Source organism: Nocardioides sp. WJ219 (assembly GCF_058559815.1).
This window is the reverse complement of the sequence record NZ_JBZUJV010000004.1, coordinates 187,496-210,463: the sequence shown is the minus strand read 5'-3', so window position 1 is coordinate 210,463 and position 22,968 is coordinate 187,496. Positions and strand designations below refer to the sequence as shown.

The window sequence follows — 22,968 nt, the reverse complement described above, 5'->3', positions numbered from 1 at the left end:
GGGGCGCGGTCAGTCGTCGACCCAGTAGCCCCGGTCGCCGAACCAGTCGCCGTACGCCGACCGCATCGCGCTCATGCCGCCCGTGCCGGTCGCGCCGCCGGGACGGCCGGCGTCGCGGGAGCCGAGGTAGGACCCGACCACGGCGGCGCCGAGGTCGTCGAGCTCGGGGCTGACCATCCGCCCGTCGACGCGACGTGCCATCTGCTCGATGAAGCGCGCCAGGCCGGGGTCGTCGCCGAGCCGGAAGAACGTCGTCTGGGCGCCGAACCGACGCGCGGTGTCGAGCTCGCGCACGGCGTGGGCGATGGTCACCGGGTGCGGCGGGTAGGAGAAGTAGACCTCGCCGCTGCTCTCCAGGTGTGAGGTCGGCTCGCCGTCGGTGACGATCAGCAGCACCGGCTGGGCGTTGGGGTGCTTGCGGAAGTGACGGTTGGCGAGCAGCAGGGCGTGGTGCAGGTTGGTGCCCTTGTCCCACCGGGCGTCGAGCGCGGTGAGCTCCTCGATGTCCATCACCTCGGCGTGCCGGCCGAAGCCGATCAGCTGCAGGTGGTCGCCGCGGAACCGGCTGCGGATCAGCGTGTGCAGCGCGAGCGCGGTGCGCTTCATCGGCACCCAGCGGCCGTCCATCGCCATCGAGAACGACGTGTCGACCAGCAGCGCGACCGCGGCCTGGGTGCGCGCCTCGGTCTCCTGCACCTCGACGTCGTCGATGGTCAGCCGCGGCCCGGTCACGCCGGCGACGTCGCCGGCCCGGCGGGTCACGCCGTTGAGGATCGTGCGCGGCACGTCCCAGGGCTCGGTGTCGCCGTACTCCCAGGCGCGGGTGGCGCCCGACCGCTCCCCCGCCGCGCCGGCCTTGTTCATCTCGCGCTGTCCCTGCCGTCCCGACATCCGCTGGGCGACGTCACGCAGCAGGGCCTTGCCGAGCTGGCGCATCGCCTTGGGGGTCAGCTTGAGCTGCCCGTCGGAGCCGCGCTGGAGGGTGCCGCTCTCGCGCAGCGCCTTCTCGAGGTCCTGCAAGGTGCGCGCGTCGACGGCGGCCTCGTCGCCGAGCTGACGGGCGAGCTTGTCGAGGTCGACGTCGTCCATCCGCGAGCCGCTGTAGGACTGGGCGAGCTGCTCGGCGAGCTCGTCGAGGTCGGCCAGGTCCTGCAGGACGCCGGTGCCGTCGCCGAGCCCGAGGCCCTGGTCGCCGTCGAAGCTCTCGGACCCGCCCCAGTCCTCGCCGGGACGGAGCGCCTGGAGGTTGGCGTCGAGCTGGCCCAGCTGCTGCATGAGCTCGGGCGACCCGAACGCCTGCGCCGAGAGCTCCATCAGCTCCTGCCGCTGCTCGGGGGTCATCGAGTTGAGCATCCGCTGGGCGGCGGCCGCGCGCTGGGCCATCGCGTCGAGCAGCTCGTCGAGGGTCTCGGGGTCCTCGGGGAAGAAGTCGCCGTGCTCGTCCATGAAGTCGGCGAAGTCCTCGGGGGTGTCCTCACCCCGGCTGCGCTTGTCGAGCAGCTCGTTGAGGTCGCCGAGCATCTCGTTGATGGCGGCCCGGTCGGCGTCGGTGGCGCTCTCGAGGGCGTCCTTCATGCCGGCGAAGCGCTGGTCGAGCAGCTCGCGGCCGAGCAGGTCCTTGATCTCCTCGTACGCCGCCCGCGCCTCGGGGCTCTGCCAGTCGTAGTCGCCCAGATCGGAGACCGCCGCGGCCGCCGACGGCGGCAGGTTGTCCATCCGCATCTCGCGGAACGCCCGGTCGGTGTCGTCCATCATCGCGTCGCGCGCCAGCTGCTTGCGCTCCTCGAGGACCGCCTTGTCGAGCAGCTCACGCACCTCGCGCAGGGTGCCGTCGAGGTCGTGCTCGCGCAGCAGCTCGCGCCGCCGCTCGGCGACCCTGCGGGCCAGCTCGTCGAGGCCGGCCTGGTCGCGACCACCGCGGCGCAGGAACTCGCGCATCGCCCGCTCGGGGCTGTAGCCGGCCATCACGTCCTCGCCGATCGCGTCGAGGGCCTCGGCGAGGTCGACCGGCGCGGCGAGCGGGTCGCCGCCGGCGTACTTCTTGAAGCGGGAGCGGCGGGTGTCGGTCATGGGGTGGGGCCTGTCCGGTCGTCTGCGGATTCCCCGGCCAGCCGGGGGTTCTGACCGTCGGCAGGGGGAACTTCCCCTGACAACGGTCGGATTCCCCGGCCAGCCGGGGATTTCTCGAGCGCCCGATCAGGACCCATAGACCGTCTCGGCCCCGTCGGAGTCCTTGCCGATCTTGCGGGCGAGGTAGAGGCCCTCGAGCGCGAGCTCGATGGCGCCGGCGCGCTGGCCGTCGTTGGTGGCGCCGAGCCGGTCGCAGATCTCGTCGTACAGCTCCGACTCGCCCAGCACGGGCAGGCCGATGAGGAAGTCGCGGGCCGTGACCTGCTCGCCGGTGGTGACCATCGCGCCGCCCTCGATGACGTCGACGAGCAGAGAGAAGTCGAGTCCCCGCAGGTGGGCGCGGACCGTCTCGGCGATCGCGGTGCGCAGCAGGTGGGCGAGGATCTCGTGCTCGCGTCCCTCCTCGCCGGTCTCGAACTCGATCTTGCCGCCGAGGACGTCGACCGCGGTCTCGAGGTCGACGACGCGCGCGACCGCCTCGTCCTCGCCCTGGCGGGCGGCGCGGTGGATGGCGGCGGCGGCGATGGTCTCGGCGCCGGCGATCGCGAAGCGGGCGGAGACGCCGGAGCGCTGGTCGACGGCCGACGACTCCCGCAGGAGCCGGGTGAACCGGGCCAGCACCTCGACCAGGTGGTCGGGCACGTCGACCAGGTCGGCGGGGAGCTCGGCCTCCTGCCGGACGACGGCGATCTCGGCGTCGAGCTCGGTCGGGTAGTGGGTGCGGATCTCGGCGCCGAAGCGGTCCTTGAGCGGGGTGATGATCCGGCCGCGGTTGGTGTAGTCCTCGGGGTTGGCGCTGGCCACGACGAGGACGTCGAGCGGGAGCCGCAGCACGTAGCCACGGATCTGGATGTCGCGCTCCTCCATCACGTTGAGCATGGCGACCTGGATGCGCTCGGCGAGGTCGGGCAGCTCGTTGATGGCCACGATCCCCCGGTGGGAGCGCGGGATGAGGCCGAAGTGGATGGTCTCGGGGTCGCCCAGCGACCGGCCCTCGGCGACCTTCATCGGGTCGACGTCGCCGATGAGGTCGGCCACGGACGTGTCGGGCGTGGCCAGCTTCTCGGCGTACCGCTCGGCGCGGTGGCGCCACTCGACCGGCAGCGCGTCGCCGAGCTCGGCGGCCCGCCGCTGCGACTCGTGGGTGAGCGGCTCGTAGGGGTGCTCGCCGAGGTCGGAGCCGGCGATGACCGGCGTCCACTCGTCGAGGAGCCCGACCATGGTGCGCAGCAGCCGGGTCTTGCCCTGGCCGCGCTCGCCGAGCAGGACGACGTCGTGCCCGGCGATCAGCGCCCGCTCGAGCTGGGGGATCACGGTCGCGCCGAACCCGTGCAGACCGGGCCAGGGGTCCTCGCCGGAGCCCAGCTTCGCCAGCAGGTTGTCGCGGATCTCGGTGCGCAGCGGCTTGTGGACGTGGCCCGACGCGCGGAGGTCACCGACGGTCGAGAGGGTGGGAGCGGAGGTCACACTTTCCACGCTACTCAGCGCTCCAACGCGCGGCTGGCGGGTGTTGCCGGCGGCCCGGGGAGGGTGCCGTTCCCGCGCGATCGCGCGGCAACGGCAGATCGCGCGCCCCGAGATCTGCCGTTCCCGCGCGATCGCTCGACAACGACAACCCGCCGCCGCCACACCCCGCCCTGGCAAGTAGTGGCACACCGTGACCAGCTCGGACAAGACTGCTCCTTGACGTGGCCCCCGTCACCTGGTCGGATCAGCGGACCACCCCAGGTTGTCTGACAGTGCACCCCGACATGCGTCGCCGGTGCAGGTCATCTCGCGCGCCGGCTGCTGCCCGGTCGTCGACCCGCGCCGTGACGCCAGACCTCCGCACCTCCTCCAAGGACCCGCATGTCATCGTCCCTGCCGCTGCGACGACGGCTCGTCGCTCTCTCCGCTGTCCTGCTGGCCCCCGGCCTGGCCGCGTTCGCGGTCCCGTCCGGCTCGGCCGCTCCCGCGCCGAACGCCCGGCAGGCCGCTGCCCCCACCGACGACGCGCCGCTGCTCGAGCGACGTGCCGACGAGGAGCCGGTCGTCGCCGTCGTCGAGGTCGCCGACACCGCCGAGCTCGACCGCCTCGTCGCCACCGGCGTCGACCTCGACCACGGGGTCGAGCGGCACGGCGACCACCTCGACGTCCGCGCGGTGGTGACGCCGGGCGAGATCGCCACGCTGGAGGACCTCGGGTTCGCCGTCGGCGACGTCGTCTGGACCGAGGACGACGCGCGCGCCGCGATCGCCGAGCGCGCCGCCACCCAGTCGGCGGCGCGGGCGGCCAACCGCGCCTTCGCCCAGCGCGCCACCAACCCCGACGTCTCCGACGTGCGCATCATCCGGGCCGACTACTACACCAGCTTCGGCGTCGGCTACCTCTCCGTCGAGGCCAAGTGGGCCGACGGCGGCACGTCGACGACGCCCCTCGTGGTCGAGCGCGACAGCGGGCCCGGCACCGAGATCGGCAGCGGCGGCACCCAGAGCATCGTCCGGTTCGTCGACGCCGGCGTCTACCTCTACCACCGCGGCGCGGCGCCCGTGGCCACCACCGGCGAGCCGGCGGCTGCCGTGCGGCCCGACCGGATCCGGATCACGAGCCCCAGCGGCGACGTCGCCGAGGCGACGGTGCGCGACTGGCTCCCGACCGACGGCGGCGACCCGTTCAAGGGTGCCGGCTACCAGGAGGACTTCGTCCGGAAGTACCACGACCCGACGCAGCTCTACGACCGCATCACCCAGCTCGCCGCGGACTTCCCCGAGCTCGCCGAGCTGGTCGAGCTGCCGCACCAGACCAACGGCTACCGCCGCAAGTCGCAGGCGCTCCTCGACCCGCCGGGCAACCGGATCGTGCTCCGCAGCGCGGCCGGGCCCGCGGGCGAGCTCACCTACGTGCCGCGCTCCGGCGCGGTCGGCGCCGTACCGCCGGGCGGGCTGCCGGCCACCGCCATCGAGACCGTGCGCGCCGCAGCCAACCCGGCCTGGCCGAACGCCACCCCCGAGATGGGCTGCGGCCCGCTGCAGGACTTCACCGCCGGGGCCGTCGCGCTGGTCACCCGTGGTGAGTGCACGTTCACCGACAAGGCGACCAACGCCCAGGCCGCCGGCGCGAGTGCCGTCGTCGTCGCCAACAACGTCGCCGGCGCGCCGCAGTCGCCGGGCAACATCCCCGCCCCGGTGACCATCCCCGTCGTCGGCATCTCCCAGGCCGACGGCGCCACCGTGCGCAGCCTGACCGCCCCGACCGGCCGGCTCGTGCCGGCGACGCCGGTGTCCGACAACCAGCGCGTCGGCGTCGACTCGGTCGCCTGGGGCCACGAGGGCGGCGACGACGTCTCCATCCAGGTCGTCGACCCCCGCGCGGCCGACCAGGAGCTGACGATCACCGTGGCCGGCAAGAGCGTGCAGATCAGCTCGGCCACCGACCCCACCGGCGCCATGACGAGCACGGCGGCCTCCGTGGTCGCCGCCCTCAACGCCCACCCGCGGGCGTCGCAGCTGCTGTCGGCGTACACCTACCGCGGCAGCGACGGCGCGGGCGTCGTCCTCCCGACCCGGCTGGTCGGGCTCGACGACAACCTCAACGCCCCGGCGTACGTCTCGCGCGAGCCGCACACCGTCTACGCGCTGCGCATCGGGTCGGCACCCGAGGGGCAGAAGCCCGGCGTCTTCGCCTACGCCCAGGAGCACGCCCGCGAGTGGGTGCCGCCGCTGGTGACCGTGGAGGCGGCCGAGCGGCTGCTGCGCAACTACGCCTCGCACGGGCCCACCAAGGACCTCGTCGACAACCTCGAGGTCTGGATCATGCCGTCGGTCAACCCCGACGGTGGCCACTACTCGTTCTTCGACTTCGCCTCGCAGCGCCGCAACATGAAGCGCTACTGCGAGCCGACCGGCGCCTACGACGTCGGGGCGCGCAACGCCTGGGGCGTCGACGTCAACCGCAACTACGACCAGTACAGCCGCCTCGACGGCTACGACGGCGCCTCGGACGTCTGCACCAGCGACGTGTACTCCGGCCCCGCGGAGCTGTCGGAGTCGGAGTCGAAGAACGTCGACTGGGTCGCTGGCAAGGACAACATGCGGTTCTCGATGAACATGCACAGCTCGGGCAACTACTTCATGTGGTCGCCGGGCGCCTACAAGCTGCCCGGCCGCATCTCCGCCCCCCGCCCGACGCTGGAGGAGGAGAGCTACTTCTGGCAGGCCTCCTCGCGCATCCTGACCGCGATCAAGCGGCACCGCGGCATGTCGGTCACGCCCGCGCGCACCGGCGTCACCTCCGACGTGCTCTACTCCGCGGCCGGCAACTCCGGTGACATGAACTGGTACAAGCACGGCCTCTACGCCTGGAACTTCGAGGTCGGCACCACCTTCCAGCCGCCGTTCGAGAGCACGACCGGCCCGACCGGGGCCTCGGCGCACGACGAGACCATGGAGTACGCCAACGGCCTCGTCGAGCTGATGCGGGTCGCCCTCGACCTCGAGCGGGACGCCGACGCGCCGTCGTCGTCGGTCTCGGTCACCGAGAGCTCCACCGAGGGCAAGGTCAACGTCACCTTCGCCACCGACGAGTCGGCCGAGATCCGCTACACCCTCGACGGCTCGCGGCCCACGGCCGACAACGGGATCGTCTACGAGCCCAACGGCGTCCGCGAGGACGGCGAGCTGCTCACCGTCGACGAGGGGACGCCGATCTTCTGGTACGCCACCGACACCGCCGGCAACGTCGAGCGCGGCTACGACCCGGCCGACCCCGGCGACCAGCGGTTCCGCAAGTGGATCGCCGACGTCGACTTCGACGGCACCCCGGCGCCGTCGTCGGTGACGCTGTCGGTCGAGCCCGGCAGCGTGCGGGCCGGCTCGGGCACGGTGCGGGCCTCGGTGGCGGTGACGTCGGCCAACGCGTTCCTGGCGCCGAGCGGCACGGTCACGGTGACCGCGGGCACCGAGAGCGTCACCGCCCGCCTCGACGACGAGGGCACCGCGTCCCTCGTGCTCGGGCCGTTCAGCCGGGCCGGCGTGCGCACGGTGACGGCGACGTACGAGGGCGACGACCTGGCCGCGGAGGCCACCTCCGAGCCGCGGACCGTGACCGTCACCAAGGCGGCCTCGACCACCAGGGTCGTCGGGCAGACGCCTCAGGTCGTGCGGACCACCGGGCCCGCGGCCCGCACCCGTGCGGTGCTGCGGGTCAAGGTCGCCGCGCCGGGCGTGCCGGTCGCCGGACCGGTCCGCGTCGAGCGCGCCGGCGAGGTCATCGCCCGCGGCCGCGTGGGCGCCGACGGCGTGGCCGAGGTGCGGCTGCCGCGCTTCGCCCAGGCCGGCGTGAAGTCGGTCCGGGTGGTCTACGCCGGTACGGCCGACGTCGTGTCCTCGGCGACGACCTGGCGGGTGACCGTCCGGCGCTGACCGGGATCTGACACGGGACGAGGTGGGAGCCGGGGGCGCCGCGAGGCGCTCCCGGCTCCCGTCCTTTCGGACGTGACGACCGCCACTCCCCGCTCGTTAGGGTGCGGGCAGGTGGCCGCACGCGCCGCTGCCGCAAAGGGGGGACCACGTGGTCCGCAAGCTGCTCAAGACCAACGACTCGGCGTGGCTGTTCGCCGAGAGCGACCGCACGCCGATGCAGGTCGGGATGCTCGCGACGTTCCGGGTGCCGGAGGACCGGCCGACGTTCGTCTCCGACCTGGTGGAGCGCTGGCGCTCCGCGCGGACGTTCGCGGCGCCGTACAACTTCCTGTTCAGCAAGCTGCCCGTGCCGAGCTGGGTGGAGCTGCCCGACGACGCGCTCGACCTCGACTACCACCTGCGCCACTCGGCGCTCCCGGCGCCGGGCAACCAGCGCGAGCTCGGCGTGCTGGTCTCGCGGCTGCACTCCTCCAAGATGGACCGCCGCTACCCGTTGTGGGAGTGCCACGTCATCGAGGGTCTCCGGGACGAGGACGGCGTCGACCGCTGGGCGCTGTACCTCAAGGCCCACCACTCCCAGGTCGACGGCGTCGGCGGCGTCCGGATGCTGCGCCGGATGCTCTCGGTCGACCCCGACGCGCGCGACATGCTGCCGCCGTGGGCGGTCGGCACCCACGGTCCGGACCAGTCCGGGACCCAGCCGACCCGGCCGGCCCAGCGCACCGCCGAGCTGGTCCGGGCCGAGCCCGGCGGCGGGCTCGCCGGGCTGGTGGGCAGCGGACTGCGGGCCGGCACCGCGATCGCCGGGTCGCTGGGTCGCACGTACGCCGAGACGCTGACCGGCCCCACCGCGCCCGACCGCGCTGCGCCGTTCCGGGCGCCCAAGTCGATCCTCAACGGCCGGATCCACACCCCGCGCCGGTTCGCCACCCAGCACTACCCGATCGACCGGTTGCGGGCGCTGGCCAAGGCGGCCGACGGCAGCCTCAACGACGTGTTCCTGGCGGTGTGCGGCGGGGCGCTGCGGCAGTACCTGCTCGGGATCGACGCCTTGCCGGCCGAGTCGCTGACCGCCAACGTGCCGGTCTCGGTGCGGGCCCACGAGGGCGCCCGGGTCGGCAACGCCGTCACGTTCCTCTACGCCCGGCTCGGCACCGACGTGCCCGACCCCGGCGAGCGCCTGGAGGCCGTCAAGGCCTCCACCCGGCTCGGCAAGGAACGGCTGCCCGGCGTCGGGCAGTCCGCGATGGACGCCTACACCGTCGTGCTGATGGCGCCGTTCCTGACCCAGGCCCTGCTCGGGGTGGGCGGTCGCGGGCGGCCGGCGTCCAACCTGGTCATCTCCAACGTGCCGGGCCCGGCCGAGCAGCGCTACCTCGACGGGTCGCCGATGGAGGAGATCTTCCCGGTCAGCCTGCTCTTCAACGGCCAGGCGCTCAACATCACCGCGGTCAGCTACGCCGGTGAGTTCAACGTCGGCTACACCGGCTGCCGCGACTCGGTGCCCAGCCTGCAGCGCATCGCGGTCTACTCCGGCGCGGAGCTCGCCCGGCTCGAGGAGGCGTACGGGCTGACGCCCGCCAACGCGTAGAGTCCGGGCGTGGTCTGGGCCCTGCTCGCCGTCGTCGGCCTCGCGCTCGGTCTCGCGGTGGCGACGGTCGTGCTGGTGGTCCGGGTCCGGCGCCAGCAGGACGCGCTCGCCGTGCAGGCGACCCGGATCGAGCAGCTCGAGGCCGACCTCAGCACCGCACTGCGGCCGCGACCGGCGTCGACCGCCACCGAGCGCGCCGTACGACGGGTGGTCAAGACCGCCAGCAAGGTGCGGGAGCACGGGCTCTCCGGCCTGCTCGCGGCCTCGATCGAGGACCTCCAGACGTGGGCCGAGACCGAGAAGCAGGAGGTCGTGCACCTCGCCGACGTCGAGGGGCGGGTGACGCTGGTGTTCTCCGACATCGAGGACTCCACGTTGCTCAACGAACGGGTCGGCGACGACACCTGGGTCCGGGTGCTCGCCGCGCACGACTCCCTGGTCCGGGCGCGCGTCGAGCGCTACCGGGGGCAGGTCGTCAAGAGCGTCGGCGACGGCTTCATGATCGCGTTCCGCGACGCCGAGGCCGCGTGCCGGGCCGCGGTCGGCGTGCAGAAGGACCTGCGGCGCACGCTCGACCCGATGCTGCGCGTCGTGGCGCCGCTGCGGGTGCGGATCGGGATCCACACGGGGCCGGTGGTCTCCAAGGACGGCGACTACTTCGGCCGCAACGTCGCGATGGCGGCGCGGGTCGGCGCGCTCGCGACCGGCGGCGAGGTGCTGGCCACCAGCGCCGTCGCCGAGGCGCTCGACGACGACGCCGCGGTGCGGCTGGTCGAGATGGGCGAGGTCGGGCTCAAGGGCCTGCCCGGCACCCACCAGGTCTTCCGGGTGGTGACGCAGTGACGACGCTGCGCCCGGACTGCCCCTGCGGATCGGCGACGGTGTACGACGCCTGCTGCGGGCGCCTGCACCGCGGCGCGGCCCAGGCGGTGACGCCGGAGGAGCTGATGCGCTCGCGCTACGCGGCGTACGCCGCCCGCGACAGCAACTACGTCTGGCGCACCTGGCACCCGCGCACCCGCCCGCTCAGCGTCACCCCCGACCCCGACGTGCGCTGGACCGGGCTGGTCGTCCACGACGCGACGGACGCCGAGGTGGAGTTCACGGCGTCGTTCGAGCGCCTCGGCGAGCCGGGCCGGCTCCACGAGCGCAGCGTGTTCGAGCAGCGCGCCGGTCGCTGGTTCTACGTGGGCGCGACGACGGCGACCACCTCGCCGTAGCCCGGGCCGGGGCGCTCGTCGCCCAGCGCCCGCCACACGACCGCCCGCAGCATCGCCTGTCGCCGCTCGCCCTGCGTCCACCCGGTCAGCACCTCGCGCGGGGCGTCGTACCGGAGCACCGAGTCGAGGACGGCGACCGCCTCCGCCCAGAGCAGCGGCCGCCAGGCCGGCACCACGTCGATGACCAGCGGCGCCCCGTCGCCGTCGAGCAGCACGTTGCCGGCGAGGTCGGCGTGCACCAGCTGGTCGGGCCCGAGGTCGCGGTCGTCGAGGCCGCGCACCGCGGAGCCGACCACCGTCGCCCCGGGCGTACCGGCCGCGGCGGCGACCAGGTCGGGCACGGGACCGAACGCCAGGCGCTCGGCACGCGCCCCGCGGTCGCTGCGGCAGGCCAGGTCGGACGGACGCGTGCGCACCGTCGAGGCGAGCCGGGCGTGCAGCACCCGCCCGGCGGCGAGCGTGACGTCGAGGTCGCGGCAGGCGACCGTGCCCGGCTCGTGGCGGGTGGCGCCCCACCCGTCGACCACCCAGGACCCGTCGCGGGCCGGCACCGGGAGCGCGACCCGCAGGTCGCGGCGACGCCGGGCGACGTCCTCGTCGAGGCGCACCGAGAGGCGCGCGAGGACCGGGTTGAGCCACGCGGCCACCCGGGCGTCGCGTCCCGGCGACAGCACCAGGTCGCCGGCGCGGAAGCTGTGGCCCTGGCCGCCCGGGAGCGGCTCCACGTCGTCCGGCACGGCGAACAGGTCGAGGACCTCCGGCGGTGGTTGGCTCACCCACCCGACCGTAACCGGGGTGCGCCCGCGGCGCCGGGTGGGGTCGGATGGGTGCATGGACATCCCGCGCCCGTTCGTCGTCCGTGAGGCCGACCACCGCATCCACGACCCGTTCGGTCCCGAGAAGCTCGCCCGGCTCGGCACGGTCCTCCGGCTGCCCGAGGGTGCGCGCATCCTCGACCTGGCCTCGGGGTCCGGCGAGATGCTGTGCACCTGGGCCCGGGACCACCGGGTGGGCGGCACCGGGGTCGACCTCAGCAGCGACTTCACCGCCGCCGCGGTCGCCCGCTCGGTCGAGCTCGGGGTCAGCGACCGGGTGACGTTCGTGCACGGCGAGGCGACGGCGTACGTCGCGGTGTACGACGACGCGCCCGTCGACGTGGCGGCCTGCCTCGGCGCCACCTGGATCGGCGACGGCTTGCTCGGCACCGTCGACCTGCTGGCCGGGGTGCTCCGCCCCGGCGGCACCGTGCTGGTCGGGCACCCCTACTGGCGCCGGGAGCCCGACTCGGAGGAGGTCGTGCGCGGCTGCCACGCCGAGTCGCGCGAGACCTGGGACCCGCTGCCCGACCTGGTCCGGTCGTTCGGCGACCACGGCTGGGACCTGGTGCAGATGGTGCTGGCCGACCAGGACGACTGGGACGGCTACGTCGCCGCCCAGTGGCTGAGCACCCGGCGCTGGCTCGACGCCCACCCCGACGACCCGCTGTGGGCCGAGATGCGCGCCGACCTCGACACCTCACCCGTGCAGCACGTCACCTACCAGCGCGAGTACCTCGGCTGGGGTGTCTTCGCGCTGGTGCAGCGCTGACCCCGAGCCCGCCGCACGACGCCACGACCCCACGCTGGTCGAGCCGGGCGAGCGCCAGCGAGCCCGAGTCGAGACCCGGCGAGGTGCCCACCCTGCGGGGGTCTCGACTCGCAGAGACTTCGTCCCCGCGGCTCGACCACCGTCGGACCCACGCTGGTCGAGCCGGGCGAGCGCCAGCGAGCCCGAGTGGAGACCCGGCGAGGTGCCCACCCTGCGGGGGTCTCGACTCGCGGAGACTTCGTCCCCGCGGCTCGACCACCGTCGGTGACCCACGCTGGTCGAGCCGGGCGAGCGCCAGCGAGCCCGAGTGGAGACCCGGCGAGGTGCCCACCCTGCGGGGGTCTCGACTCGCGGAGACCTCGTCCCCGCGGCTCGACCACCGTCGGTGATCCACGCTCGTCGAGCCGGGCGAGCGCCAGCGAGCCCGAGTCGAGACCCGGCGAGGTGCCCACCCTGACGGTGGTTTCGAGACGGTTGCCAGCGCAACCTCCTCAACCACCGTTGCTGACCGCCCGTCGTACGACGGCCCATGACGCTGGTCGAGCCGGGCGAGCGCCAGCGAGCCCGAGTCGAGACCCGGCGAGGTGCGCACCCTGCGGGGGTCTCGACTCGCGGAGACTTCGTCCCCGCGGCTCGACCACCGTCGGTGACCGGTCGTCGTACGGCGCCCATGACGCGGGTCGCGGTTGCCGGCGCGACCTCCTCGACCACCGTCAGCGGGCGAGCAGCACCGCGGAGCCGTGGCCGAAGAGGCCCTGGTTGGCGGTGATGCCGACGCGGGCGTCCTCGACCTGGCGCCCGGTCGCCTGGCCGCGCAGCTGCCAGGTGAGCTCGCAGACCTGCGCGAGCGCCTGGGCCGGCACGGCCTCGCCGAAGCAGGCCAGCCCGCCGGACGGGTTGACCGGGATGCGGCCGCCGATCGTGGTGTCGCCGGCGCGCAGCAGTACCTCGGCCTCGCCGCGCCCGCAGAGCTGGAGGTCCTCGATCCAGTCGAGCTCGAGGGCGGTGGACAGGTCGTAGACCTCGGCGACGTCGACGTCGCCGGGCCCGATCCCGGCCTCCTCGTAGGCCGCGAGCGCGATCGACTCCTTGAACGTGTGCTCCGGCTCCGACACCGCCGCCGTGGAGTCCGTGGCCAGCATCGGCATGTCCAGCACCGTGTTGGGGAACGTCGGCGTCACCGTCGAGACGGCGGCGACCCGCACCGGGTCGGCCAGGCCGAGGCGGGCCGCGTAGGCGTCGCTGACCAGCACGACCGCGGCGGCACCGTCGGAGGTGGCGCAGATGTCGAGCAGGTGCAGCGGGTCGCTGACCACGGCCGAGGCCAGCACGTCGTCGACGGTGACCTCCTTGCGGTAGCGGGCGTTGTCGTTGGCCAGGCCGTGCCGGGCGTTCTTGACCTTGACGGCCGCGAAGTCCTCCGGCGTGGCGCCGTAGAGGTCCATCCGCCTGCGGGCGTAGAGGGCGAAGTACATCGGGTTGGTCATCCCGAGCAGCCGGAACCGCAGCCAGTCGGGGTCGTCCCACCGCTCCCCCGCGTTGGGCTTGAGGAAGCCCTTCGGCGTGGTGTCGGCGCCGACCACCAGCGCCACCTCGCACAGCCCGGCCATGATCCGGGCGCGCGCGGTGTCGATGGCCTGCGCGCCCGTCGCGCACGCGGCGTACGACGTGGCGACGCGGGCGCCGTTCCAACCCAGCGCCTGCGCGAACGTGGAGCCGGCGACGTAGCCGCCGTAGCCGTTGCGGACCGTCTCGCCGCCGACGACCAGCTGGACGTCGTCCCAGGCGACGCCGGCGTCGGCGAGCGCCGCCCGCGCCGCGTGGACGCCGTACTGGACGAAGCTGCGGCCCCACTTGCCCCACGGGTGCATCCCGACGCCCGCGACCACGACGCCGCTCACTGGTCGGCCTCCTCGCCGAGCTCGGTGACCGGCTTCCAGCGCCAGGTGGTGCGCTCGCCGGACTCGTCGGCGTACAGCGTCTCGACGACGAGCTCGGCCTCGGCCCCGACCCGCAGGTCGGCGACGCCGTAGCCGTGGGCGACCTGGCCGAGCACGACGATCCCCTCGGGCAGCTCGACCGCGGCCAGCGCGAACGGCTCGTAGGCCGTCCCCTCGGCCTGCGGCGGCACGTACGGCGGGGGCGGCTGGTACTGCGCGTCGGTGTAGGACCACACCCGACCGCGGCGCGACAGCTCCGCCGGCTCGACGGCGTCACCGTCGCACCGCGGGTTGCGGCAGAACGCGGCGGCCTCGGCCGGGACGGGCGGGAACACGACGTCGCCGCAGGTGGCGCACCGCGAGGCGAGGAGCCGCGGCTCGTCGCCGGTGGTGAACCAGCCGTCGACGGCCGGGGTCGAGGTGGGAGTCACGGTCGACAGGGTAGCGCGGAACTAGAACGTGTTCTCGTTGCGGCCGGCCTCCACCGCCCGGGAAAAAGACAGGAGGACCCGCTCAAGACGCCATCCCCCCAGATTGCGTCGAGCAGGTCCTCCCGATGTCTGCCGGCTCCGCGCGCCAGTCCCGGTGTCCCGGTCTGGCCTTCGTTTGCCGACAACCAGAACACTACGGGGCCGGGATGCTCGGCACGTCCACACCGATGACACATCGCTGCCACGGTTCGGTGACATGACCACCACGGGGTGTCACCTGCGTCACTCCACGAAACCCTCGTCGCGCAGCCAGTCGAGCGCGACGTCCTCGGGCTCGCGGCCGTCGACGTCGATCTCGGCGTTGAGGCGCTTCAGGACGTCGTCGGTGAGCATCTCGGTGACCGGGGCCAGGAGCTCCTCGATCTCGGGGTGCTCCTCGGCGACCTCCTGGCGGACCACCAGCGAGACGTTGTAGTTGGGGAAGTACGCCTTGTCGTCCTCGAGCACCTGGAGGTCGAGGGCGACGATCCGGCCGTCGGTGGTGAACACCTCGCCGAAGACGCACTCCCCCTTCGCGGTCGCGTCGTAGATGGCGCCGGTCTGGTAGGTCTGCACGTTCTCGCCGGGGACCTCGTTGCCGCCGAGCCCGTAGGTCTTCAGCATCCCCGGCAGTCCGTCGGCGCGGTTGGCGAACTCGGACTCGACGCAGAAGGTGCGCTCGGCCCTCGGGACCTTCTTGATCTCCGAGAGCGTGGAGATCCCGTACTTCTCCTTGCTCTCGGCCGTGATCGCGAAGGCGTAGGTGTTGTTCATCGGCGCCGGCGGCAGCCAGGTGAGCCCGTTCTCGGCGAGGTCCTCCTCGCGGACGGCCTCGTACTGCTCCTCCGAGCCCTTGATCGGCTTGGGGTTCCCGAGGTAGACCAGCCAGCCGGTGCCGGTGTACTCCCACATCGCGTCGATGTCGCCCTCGAGGTGGGCCTGCCGCGCGGCGGCGCTGCCCGGGATGTTGGTCAGGTCCTCCACCTCGGCGCCAGCCGCCTTGAGCAGGATCAGCGCCAGCTTGCCGAGCAGCACGTTCTCGGAGAAGTTCTTCGACCCGACGGCGATCTCGACGCCGTCCAGGCGCGGCTTCTCGGCCAGGTCACCGGCCAGGTCGGCCTCGGGCACCCGGCCGCCGGCGGTGCCGAGACCGCAGGCGGTGGTGACCAGGACCAGCAGCCCGGCCGCGGTCAGGGCGGTACGGCGTCGCAGCGACGCGCCACGCACGGGGTCCACCGGCTCACAGTCCCTTCGGTCGGGCAGCCAGCTCGAGCACCCGACCGAGCCACTCGATCAGCAGCGCGAGCAGGGCGACGAGCACGGCGCCGGCCACCATCAGCTTGGGCAGGAACAGCGAGATGCCGGTCTGCAGGATGGCGCCGAGACCTCCGGCGCCGATGAACGTCGCCAGCGTGGCGACACCGACCACCAGCACCAGCGCGGTCCGGACGCCGGCCATGATCACCGGGACGGCGAGCGGGAGCTCGATCCGCAGCAGCACCGAGACCGACGACATGCCCAGCCCGCGGCCGGCCTCGACCAGGGTCGGGTCGACACCCTGCAGACCGGTGATGGTGTTGCGCAGCACCGGCAGCAGGCCGTAGAGGGTCAGCGAGACCACCGCGGTCCAGAAGCCGTAGCCGAGCCAGATCGCCAGCAGCACGATCAGGCCGATGGCCGGCGCGCCCTGCCCGGCGTTGGCGAACCCGACGATGAACGGCGAGAGCCGCCGCGCGGGACCGCGGGTCACCAGGACCCCGAGCGGGACGGCGATCGCCACCACCAGCGCGGAGGCGACGACGGTCAGCTTGACGTGCTGCCAGATCAGGTCCCACACCTGCGACCAGCCGAGCTGCTGGAGCTCGGCGTCGGTCAGGGTCGCGTTCTGGCGCCACACGACGTAGCCGATGAAGGCCACCGCCACCAGGACCGGTGGGAGCACCAGCATCAGCACGGTCTCGCGGTCGAACCGACCGCTCTTGTCCCGCCGCCCGGTCGGTGCCTCGACCGAGCGTTGGGAAGCCGTGTTGAGGTCACTCACCGGCCTGCTCCTCCAGCGACCGGATGTGCCCGGTCACGGCGTCGAAGACGACGACGCCGAGGTACTGGTCGCGGTCGCCGGTGACGACCGCGCCGCCGTGGCTCGAGGTGAGCATGGTGTCGAGGGCGTCGTTGAGCGTGGAGCGGAGGTCGATGCTGACCAGGTCGCCCGTGGGCTCCAGGACCACGTCGCCCTTGAGCTGGCGCAGCCAGGGCCACCCGACCGGTCGGCCGCGCTGGTCGAGCACGACGACCGAGCGGTCGCCGTTGGCCTCGGCACGCTTGCGGACGTCGGCGACCGGCTCGCCGACCGTCGCCGACGTCGTCTGGCGCAGCTCGACCTCGGAGACCCGCACCAGGCTCAGCTGCTTGAGCGAGGACCCGGCGCCGATGAAGTCCTCGACGAACTCGCTCGCCGGCGCGGCGAGGATGGCCTCGGGGGTGTCGTACTGGGCGACCTGCGCGCCCTCCTGGAGGATCAGGATGCGGTCGCCGAGCTTGATCGCCTCGTCGATGTCGTGGGTGACGCAGACGATGGTCTTGCGCAGCTCGCGCTGGATCGAGAGCAGCTCGTCCTGCAGCCGCTGCCGGGTGATCGGGTCGACGGCGCCGAACGGCTCGTCCATCAGGATCACCGGCGGGTCGGCGGCGAGGCCGCGCGCGACACCGACGCGCTGCTGCTGGCCGCCGGACAGCTCGCGCGGGTAGCGCTGGCGGTACTTGGCCGGGTCGAGGCTGACCAGGTCGAGCAGCTCGTCGACGCGCCGGTCGATGCGCTGGGCGTCCCAGCCGAGCATCTTGGGCACGATCGCGATGTTCTTCTCCACCGTCATGTGCGGGAACAGGCTGCCGCCCTGGATCACGTAGCCGATCTTGCGCCGCAGCTCGGACTCGCTCTTGCCCCGGATGTCCTCGCCACCGATCCGGATCGTGCCGGACGTCGGCTCGATGAGTCGGTTGATCATCTTCAGCGACGTGGTCTTGCCGCACCCCGACGGCCCGACGAACATCGCGATCTCGCCGGCCGGGATGGTCAGCGACAGCGAGTCGACCGCCGCCGTCTTCTGCCCGGGGTAGAGCTTGACGACGTCCTCGAGGACGATCTCGGCGCCGCTGATCGAGCCGGTGTCCCCGGTGTCCCCGGTGGTCGGCTCCACGGTCTTGTCGGTGGTCATGCGACTCGGATCCCCTTCGAGACGGTCAGCCGGCCGAGCAGGAGCAGCAGCGCGTCGGCCAGGAGGGCGACCACGACCACCCCCAGCGTGCCGACGAGGGCGTAGTTGACGGCGTTGGCGCCGCCGATCTGGGCGAGGCCCTTGAAGATGTAGCCCCCGAGCCCGGGCCCGAGCACGTACGCCGCGATCGCGGCGACGCCCATCGACATCTGCATCGAGATGCGCACGCCGGCCAGGATCACCGGCCAGGCCAGGGGCAGGCGGATCCGCCAGAGCACGGCGAACCCGCTCATCCCCATCCCCCGCGCCGACTCCAGCAGCGTCGCGTCGACCTGCTGCAGGCCGACGACCGCGTTGCGCAGCACCGGCAGCACGGCGTAGAAGGCCACCGCGATGAAGGCGGTGAACGCGCCGATCGAGAAGACCGGCAGCAGCAGCCCGACCAGCGCGAACGACGGGATGGTCAGGCCGATGGCGCTCAGCGCGTTGGCCACGCCCTGCAGCTGCGGTGTCCGCACGATCAGCACCGCCAGCAGCACGCCGACCACGGTGGCGACGAGGACGGCTTGGATCACCAGGTTGAAGTGCTGGAAGGTGTTGTAGGCGATCTGTTCACGTCGCTCGACGATGAAGTCCCACACGGGTCGCGCTGGCCTCCTCAGGCATCACGAACCACCCCACGACGGCTCGGTGCCCGACCCCACCACGGCCCGCGCGGGGCTCGGCCCACCCGTAGGGGGGAAGAGGCCCGCGGCCCGGCCTGCGTGCGCGGCCCCCCAAACGGCCCTGTCGGCGTCGTGGGCGACGTCGTAGCCCCGCCCCGCTCGGCACCGGCAGCGCCACCCAGGCGCGCGTGGGGGCGAGCCGGCGGCTACCTCGTCGCCCGGGACCGTGCGCACGTGGACCGATCGAGGGAAGGTGCCGCGGGCGTGGCGAGCACGGTCGTCAGCTCTACGACGTGACCGACGTCCTCGCTGCTCGCGATCAGGGCGCCGCTAGAGACAGCAGGGTGCGGGCTCGGCCAATCGGCGGCGCCGGTCCTCGAACTCGTTGATGATGGTGCCACACCAAACCGCCGTACTCGGGAGCCTTCACGTGGTCAAGATCTTGCACGCCCTTGCGCTGGCGCTCGTCGCCACAGCCCTGAGCGTGGGACCGAGCGCGGCTGCCGATCCGACCTATCCCGTGTTCTTGAGCCCGGTCGGTAGCCACGTCGAGGCTCCGAAGCCGACCGGGTGGACTGGCCCGCTGCGGGTCGACTTCTCGGGTGTGCCCGCGGGTTCGTTCTTCTACATGCGGGTGACGTGCCCGAGCGAAGGCAACGACGAGGGCTACTTCTGGACCGAGCAGTACACCCATGACGGGAGCGCGACCATCAAGGAGTGGGCTCTGCCCCCCATCCAGGTGCCGACGCTACGACAGTGCATGGCGCACGCGCTCCCCCGAGACCCGGGCGTTGGAGGCAACAACGTGTACTTCGACGTGGACGGTGACCAGCACGGCGGACCTCGAGTGACGTCTCCCAGCGCCGGGTCGTTCCTCACGGCGTCGCAGTTCGGGTCGATCGCCATCGACTTCAGCAACGCGCCGGAAGGCCCGTACGCCGTGAGGGTCAGCCGTCACGCCGACGACAACGAATCCGGCGACACCGTCTATGACGAGTACCAGGACGTCTACAACTGGAATCGCGAAGCCAAGGTCGTCGAGTTCCCGCCCGTCGACAAGCACGCCCGCTACTGGATCGAGGTCACCCATTCTTCGTACCCGGAGTACTCCTCGGCTTCCCTGGTGACCATCGTGGAGAGGCGCATCGCACTTGTCGGCCTACGTCCGTCCCGCACCGTCTTCTACCCACTGGTCCGAGATGGTTACCAGGACACGGTGGGGCTGAGCTATCGACTCAACCAAGAGGCCACCGTCTCAGGACGCGTGACCGACTCGCGCGGGCGCCTCGTCCGGACGTTCCGCCCCACGTACCAGTGGAGCGGCACCAACGACCTCGTGTGGAACGGCCTCACGAACGGCGGCAAGAAGGTCGCGCCCGGACGGTACCGCGTGCAGGTCGTCGCCCGCACCGCTGCCGGGGACACCGCGGTCGCAGCGACGCGAGTGACAGCGAAGTCGGAGATCGTGACCAAGCGTGCGCGTCTCTACAAGAGCGGGTACGCGGGCCGTGCAGCGACGCGTGGCGCCTGCTCCGTCTTCTGGGACGAGTACGACGACACAGCCGACCTCGACTGCTACGGCGGCTCCTTCGCGAAGGTCACCTACAAGTTCAGCATCCCCCGAGCCGCCACCGGCCTGAGGTGGCAGATGGACACAGCCCGCACCGGAGGGGACCTGTGCTGCCACGGCAGCATCACCCAGAACGGAAAGCGAACAGGACCCCGCACGTTCGTCGTGACCGCCCAGGTCACCGGCTACCGCGCCGTCGAAGTTCAGAGCGTCACCGTCCGGTACGAGCACCGGGTCCGCATCTGACGGCTCACGTTCTCCGGCCCAGCGCGACGCGCCACGCGATCGCAGCCAGCGCAACCTGTAGCCGGTCCGTTGTCCGGTCACGGACGGTGCCCCCGATTCGTGTCGGTCGGGCACCGTTCGTGCGTCCAGGGGAGGTGACCATGGCCAGTCCCGTCAGCCACCACCTCGACATCTGCAGCGCCTGGCTACGCCTCGCCAGCGACGAGAAGGGCTGGACCCGACTCCATCGGGACTTCACCGCGAATCTCGACGAGCCGCCCGAGTCGCTCGGACTCGCGACGTTCGTCTCGACCGAGCCCGGTAAGACCGCGCCGCACCTGTTCCTCTTCGTCGACCTCGACGCCCACCGCGGCGTCGACGTCGGCCTGGTCGAGACGTGCGCACACGAGGCGGTGCCCGCCGCCACGCACCTGCTCATGCACCACGGCCACAAGGTCCGCCAGGTGTCGTCAGCGGGACAGGAACGCCAGCAGGTCCTGCCGCGTCAGCACCCCGACGGGCTTGCCGTCCTCGTGGACGAGCACCGCGTCGGCCGCCTCCAGCAGCCCGACGGCGTCGGAGGCGGCCTCGGACGACCCGATCGTCGGGAGCGGCGGTGACATGTGCTCCTCGACCGGGTCGGTGAGCCGTGCGGAGCCGGCGAACAGGGCGTCGAGCAGCCCGCGGTCGGAGACCGACCCGGCCACCTCGGCTGCCACGATCGGCGGCTCGGCGCGCACGACCGGGATCTGCGAGACGCCGTACTCCTGCAGGATGGCGACCGCCTCGGCCACGGTCTCGCTCGGGTGCGTGTGCACCAGGTCGGGCAGCCGGCCCGACTTGCCGCGCAGCACCTGGCCGACGGTGCGGGTCGCGGCGGGCGCGCCGGTGGCGAAGCCGTACTGGCCGAGCCAGTCGTCGTTGAAGACCTTGGTCAGGTAGCCGCGACCGGAGTCGGGCAGCAGCACGACGACCACGGCGTCGCGGCCCTCGGGGGTGCCGGCCAGCTCGTGGGCCAGCTCGCGCGCGGCGTACGCCGCCATGCCCGACGAGCCGCCGACGAGCAGCGCCTCCTCACGGGCCAGGCGGCGGGTGAAGGCGAAGGAGTCGGCGTCGGAGACCTCGATGACGCGGTCGGCGACCCCGCGGTCGTAGGTCTCGGGCCAGAAGTCCTCGCCGACGCCCTCGACGAGGTAGGGGCGACCGGTGCCGCCGGAGTAGACCGAGCCGGACGGGTCGGCGCCGATCACCTGGATGTCGGGGTTCTGCTCCTTCAGGTAGCGCCCGACGCCGCTGATCGTGCCGCCGGTGCCCATGCCGGTGACGAAGTGGGTGATCCGTCCCTCGGTCTGGCGCCAGATCTCCGGCCCGGTCTCCTCGTAGTGGGAGCGCGGGTTGTGCGGGTTGGAGTACTGGTCGGGCTTCCAGGCGCCGGGCTGCGAGGCGAGGCGGTCGGAGACGTTGTAGTAGGAGTCCGGGTGCTCGGGCGCGACCGCGGTCGGGCACACCACGACCTCGGCGCCGTAGGCCTTGAGCACGTTGCGCTTGTCCTCGCTGACCTTGTCGGGACAGACGAAGACGCACTTGTAGCCCTTCGACTGGGCCACCATCGCCAGCCCGACGCCGGTGTTGCCCGAGGTCGGCTCGACGATCGTCCCGCCGGGCTGGAGCTCGCCCGAGGCCTCGGCGGCCTCGATCATCCGCGTGGCGATGCGGTCCTTCACGGAGCCGCCGGGGTTGAGGTACTCCACCTTCGCCAGCACCAGCGGGCCGGCGTCGCCGCCGGGCAGGTCGAGGGTGCGCGAGAGCCGGAGCAGCGGGGTGTTGCCGATCAGGTCCAGGAGTGAGTTGACGTACTGCATGGGCCTCAACCTAAGGCCCTACTGGCGAGTCACTAAGATCGAGGCATGGGGAAGGCCGCGGCAGCTCGCAGGCTCGCCTCCGCGGCGGCGTACGGCGGGGGCGGGTTGTCCCTGCTCGGCGCCGGGCTCTACGGCGTCCTGACCGCCGAGGCCCGGCTCGCCCGCAAGACGATCGGCGACGTGCTGCCCGACCCGGTGCCCGACGCGACCGGCTGGTACGGCCGCGGTCGTCCCGGACCTGCGGTCAAGATCGCGCTCCTGGGTGACTCCAGCGCCTGCGGCTACGGCGTCGACCGCGTCGAGGAGACGCCGGGTGCGCTGATCGCCAGCGGCGTCTCCCAGCAGGGCGACCGGCGGGTCTACCTACGCGAGTTCTGCGTGGTGGGGGCGGTCTCGTCCGACCTGAAGGGCCAGATCGACCGTGCCCTGCCCATCGAGCCCCACCTGGCCGTCATCCTGGTCGGCGGCAACGACGTCACCCACATGACCAAGCCGAGCGAGGCGGTGCGGCACCTCTCCGAGGCCGTACGCCGCCTCCGCGCCGCCGGCGTCGACGTCATCGTCGGCACCTGCCCCGACCTGGGCACGATCAAGCCGATCGCGCCGCCGCTCAAGCAGGTCGCCCGGGCGTGGTCGCGGCGGCTCGCCGCGGCGCAGACGATCGCGGTGATCCGGGAGGGCGGACGCACGGTCTCGCTGGGCTCGGTCCTCGGGCCCGAGTTCGCCGCGGCGCCGGCGATCCTCTTCGGCCCCGACCAGTTCCACCCGTCGGCCGAGGGCTACCGCGCCCTGGTCCGCATCCTGCTGCCCTCGGTGCTGCACAGCCTCGGGCTGTGCCCCGACGACGAGGACGCCCCCGCCGTCGACCGCGGCGAGGGCGTGCTGCCCGTCGCCCGCGCCGCCATCGCGGCGGTCAACGAGCCCGGCACCGAGCTCGACGGCACCGAGGTCGGCGGCAGCCGCCACGGCGTCCGCGGGCTCTGGGTCGAGCTGCGCCACCGCCGTCGCCGTCCGCAGTCGGAGGCCGCGGCACCCGAGCTCGAGGAGGTCGCCGGCTAGCAGCCGGCTCCCTGTCCGGGGTGGGGGAAACCCC

At 72.8% G+C, this 22,968-nt stretch carries 18 protein-coding genes; 7 read left to right on the top strand and 11 right to left on the bottom strand.

Annotated features, from left to right (window positions below; translation table 11 throughout):
* Positions 1-9: 9 nt before the first annotated feature.
* Positions 10-2,070 (bottom strand): vWA domain-containing protein, encoded by a 2,061-nt coding sequence (locus tag AC4MBH_RS11815; RefSeq protein ID WP_491795063.1) that lies wholly within the window; start codon positions 2,068-2,070, stop codon positions 10-12.
* A 126-nt stretch (positions 2,071-2,196) separates the two neighbouring features.
* Positions 2,197-3,597 carry a magnesium chelatase ATPase subunit I gene (locus tag AC4MBH_RS11810; RefSeq protein WP_491795062.1) on the bottom strand — a complete coding sequence of 467 codons (1,401 nt, stop codon included), beginning with the start codon at positions 3,595-3,597 and terminating at the stop codon, positions 2,197-2,199.
* A 381-nt stretch (positions 3,598-3,978) separates the two neighbouring features.
* Here AC4MBH_RS11810 and AC4MBH_RS11805 point away from each other — a divergent pair, with 381 nt between their 5' ends.
* The 4 genes from AC4MBH_RS11805 (at position 3,979) to AC4MBH_RS11790 (ending at position 10,341) form a co-directional block, all read left to right on the top strand.
* Positions 3,979-7,530: a M14 family zinc carboxypeptidase gene (locus AC4MBH_RS11805; RefSeq protein WP_491795061.1), complete on the top strand. Its 3,552-nt coding sequence runs from the start codon at positions 3,979-3,981 to the stop codon at positions 7,528-7,530.
* Positions 7,531-7,678: 148 nt separating this feature from the next.
* Positions 7,679-9,121, top strand: coding sequence for a WS/DGAT/MGAT family O-acyltransferase (locus AC4MBH_RS11800; RefSeq protein WP_491795060.1), 1,443 nt, complete (start codon positions 7,679-7,681; stop codon positions 9,119-9,121).
* 9 nt (positions 9,122-9,130) lie between these two features.
* On the top strand, positions 9,131-9,964 hold the full coding sequence (locus AC4MBH_RS11795) for an adenylate/guanylate cyclase domain-containing protein (protein ID WP_491795059.1): 834 nt from the start codon (positions 9,131-9,133) through the stop codon (positions 9,962-9,964).
* On the top strand, positions 9,961-10,341 hold the full coding sequence (locus tag AC4MBH_RS11790; RefSeq protein WP_491795058.1) for a YchJ family protein: 381 nt from the start codon (positions 9,961-9,963) through the stop codon (positions 10,339-10,341). The genes AC4MBH_RS11795 and AC4MBH_RS11790 overlap by 4 nt, the downstream gene beginning before the upstream one ends.
* Here the strand turns inward: AC4MBH_RS11790 and AC4MBH_RS11785 are convergent.
* Entirely contained in the window at positions 10,305-11,117 is an 813-nt protein-coding gene (locus AC4MBH_RS11785) for a hypothetical protein (protein WP_491795057.1), read from the bottom strand. The genes AC4MBH_RS11790 and AC4MBH_RS11785 overlap by 37 nt on opposite strands.
* A 55-nt stretch (positions 11,118-11,172) precedes the next feature.
* On the opposite strand from AC4MBH_RS11785, the gene AC4MBH_RS11780 reads away from it, so the two are divergent.
* Positions 11,173-11,928, top strand: a complete 756-nt coding sequence (locus AC4MBH_RS11780; RefSeq protein WP_491795056.1) for an SAM-dependent methyltransferase — start codon at positions 11,173-11,175, stop codon at positions 11,926-11,928.
* Positions 11,929-12,641: 713 nt separating this feature from the next.
* On the opposite strand, the gene AC4MBH_RS11775 is transcribed toward AC4MBH_RS11780, so the two are convergent.
* From AC4MBH_RS11775 to AC4MBH_RS11750, 6 genes are all read right to left on the bottom strand, one after another.
* Positions 12,642-13,829 carry a lipid-transfer protein gene (locus AC4MBH_RS11775; protein ID WP_491795055.1) on the bottom strand — a complete coding sequence of 396 codons (1,188 nt, stop codon included), beginning with the start codon at positions 13,827-13,829 and terminating at the stop codon, positions 12,642-12,644.
* On the bottom strand, positions 13,826-14,299 hold the full coding sequence (locus AC4MBH_RS11770) for a Zn-ribbon domain-containing OB-fold protein (RefSeq protein ID WP_491795054.1): 474 nt from the start codon (positions 14,297-14,299) through the stop codon (positions 13,826-13,828). The genes AC4MBH_RS11775 and AC4MBH_RS11770 overlap by 4 nt, the downstream gene beginning before the upstream one ends.
* 282 nt (positions 14,300-14,581) lie before the next feature.
* On the bottom strand, positions 14,582-15,574 hold the full coding sequence (locus tag AC4MBH_RS11765) for a glycine betaine ABC transporter substrate-binding protein (protein WP_491795053.1): 993 nt from the start codon (positions 15,572-15,574) through the stop codon (positions 14,582-14,584).
* 4 nt (positions 15,575-15,578) lie between these two features.
* On the bottom strand, positions 15,579-16,379 hold the full coding sequence (locus AC4MBH_RS11760) for an ABC transporter permease (RefSeq protein WP_491795052.1): 801 nt from the start codon (positions 16,377-16,379) through the stop codon (positions 15,579-15,581).
* Entirely contained in the window at positions 16,372-17,553 is a 1,182-nt protein-coding gene (locus AC4MBH_RS11755) for an ABC transporter ATP-binding protein (RefSeq protein WP_491795051.1), read from the bottom strand. Before AC4MBH_RS11755 ends, AC4MBH_RS11760 begins: the two co-directional genes overlap by 8 nt.
* Positions 17,550-18,194, bottom strand: coding sequence for an ABC transporter permease (locus tag AC4MBH_RS11750; RefSeq protein ID WP_491795050.1), 645 nt, complete (start codon positions 18,192-18,194; stop codon positions 17,550-17,552). The genes AC4MBH_RS11755 and AC4MBH_RS11750 overlap by 4 nt, the downstream gene beginning before the upstream one ends.
* Positions 18,195-18,648: 454 nt before the next feature.
* Between AC4MBH_RS11750 and AC4MBH_RS11745 the strand changes: the two genes are divergently transcribed.
* Positions 18,649-20,034, top strand: a complete 1,386-nt coding sequence (locus AC4MBH_RS11745; RefSeq protein ID WP_491795049.1) for a FlgD immunoglobulin-like domain containing protein — start codon at positions 18,649-18,651, stop codon at positions 20,032-20,034.
* Between the two features lie 185 nt (positions 20,035-20,219).
* Here AC4MBH_RS11745 and AC4MBH_RS11740 read toward each other — a convergent pair whose 3' ends face one another.
* Both AC4MBH_RS11740 and AC4MBH_RS11735 read right to left on the bottom strand, forming a co-directional pair.
* Entirely contained in the window at positions 20,220-20,459 is a 240-nt protein-coding gene (locus AC4MBH_RS11740) for a hypothetical protein (protein ID WP_491795048.1), read from the bottom strand.
* A 24-nt stretch (positions 20,460-20,483) separates the two neighbouring features.
* Positions 20,484-21,875 (bottom strand): cystathionine beta-synthase, encoded by a 1,392-nt coding sequence (locus AC4MBH_RS11735; RefSeq protein ID WP_491795047.1) that lies wholly within the window; start codon positions 21,873-21,875, stop codon positions 20,484-20,486.
* A 45-nt stretch (positions 21,876-21,920) separates the two neighbouring features.
* Between AC4MBH_RS11735 and AC4MBH_RS11730 the strand changes: the two genes are divergently transcribed.
* Positions 21,921-22,934, top strand: coding sequence for an SGNH/GDSL hydrolase family protein (locus AC4MBH_RS11730; protein ID WP_491795046.1), 1,014 nt, complete (start codon positions 21,921-21,923; stop codon positions 22,932-22,934).
* Positions 22,935-22,968 lie beyond the last annotated feature (34 nt).

Coding starts and splice junctions, on each gene's coding strand:
- AC4MBH_RS11780 (WP_491795056.1), top strand. CDS start 11,173: ATGGACATCCCGCGCCCGTTCGTCGTCCGTGAGGCCGACCACCGCATC.
- AC4MBH_RS11805 (WP_491795061.1), top strand. CDS start 3,979: ATGTCATCGTCCCTGCCGCTGCGACGACGGCTCGTCGCTCTCTCCGCT.
- AC4MBH_RS11755 (WP_491795051.1), bottom strand. CDS start 17,553: ATGACCACCGACAAGACCGTGGAGCCGACCACCGGGGACACCGGGGAC.
- AC4MBH_RS11730 (WP_491795046.1), top strand. CDS start 21,921: ATGGGGAAGGCCGCGGCAGCTCGCAGGCTCGCCTCCGCGGCGGCGTAC.
- AC4MBH_RS11815 (WP_491795063.1), bottom strand. CDS start 2,070: ATGACCGACACCCGCCGCTCCCGCTTCAAGAAGTACGCCGGCGGCGAC.
- AC4MBH_RS11735 (WP_491795047.1), bottom strand. CDS start 21,875: ATGCAGTACGTCAACTCACTCCTGGACCTGATCGGCAACACCCCGCTG.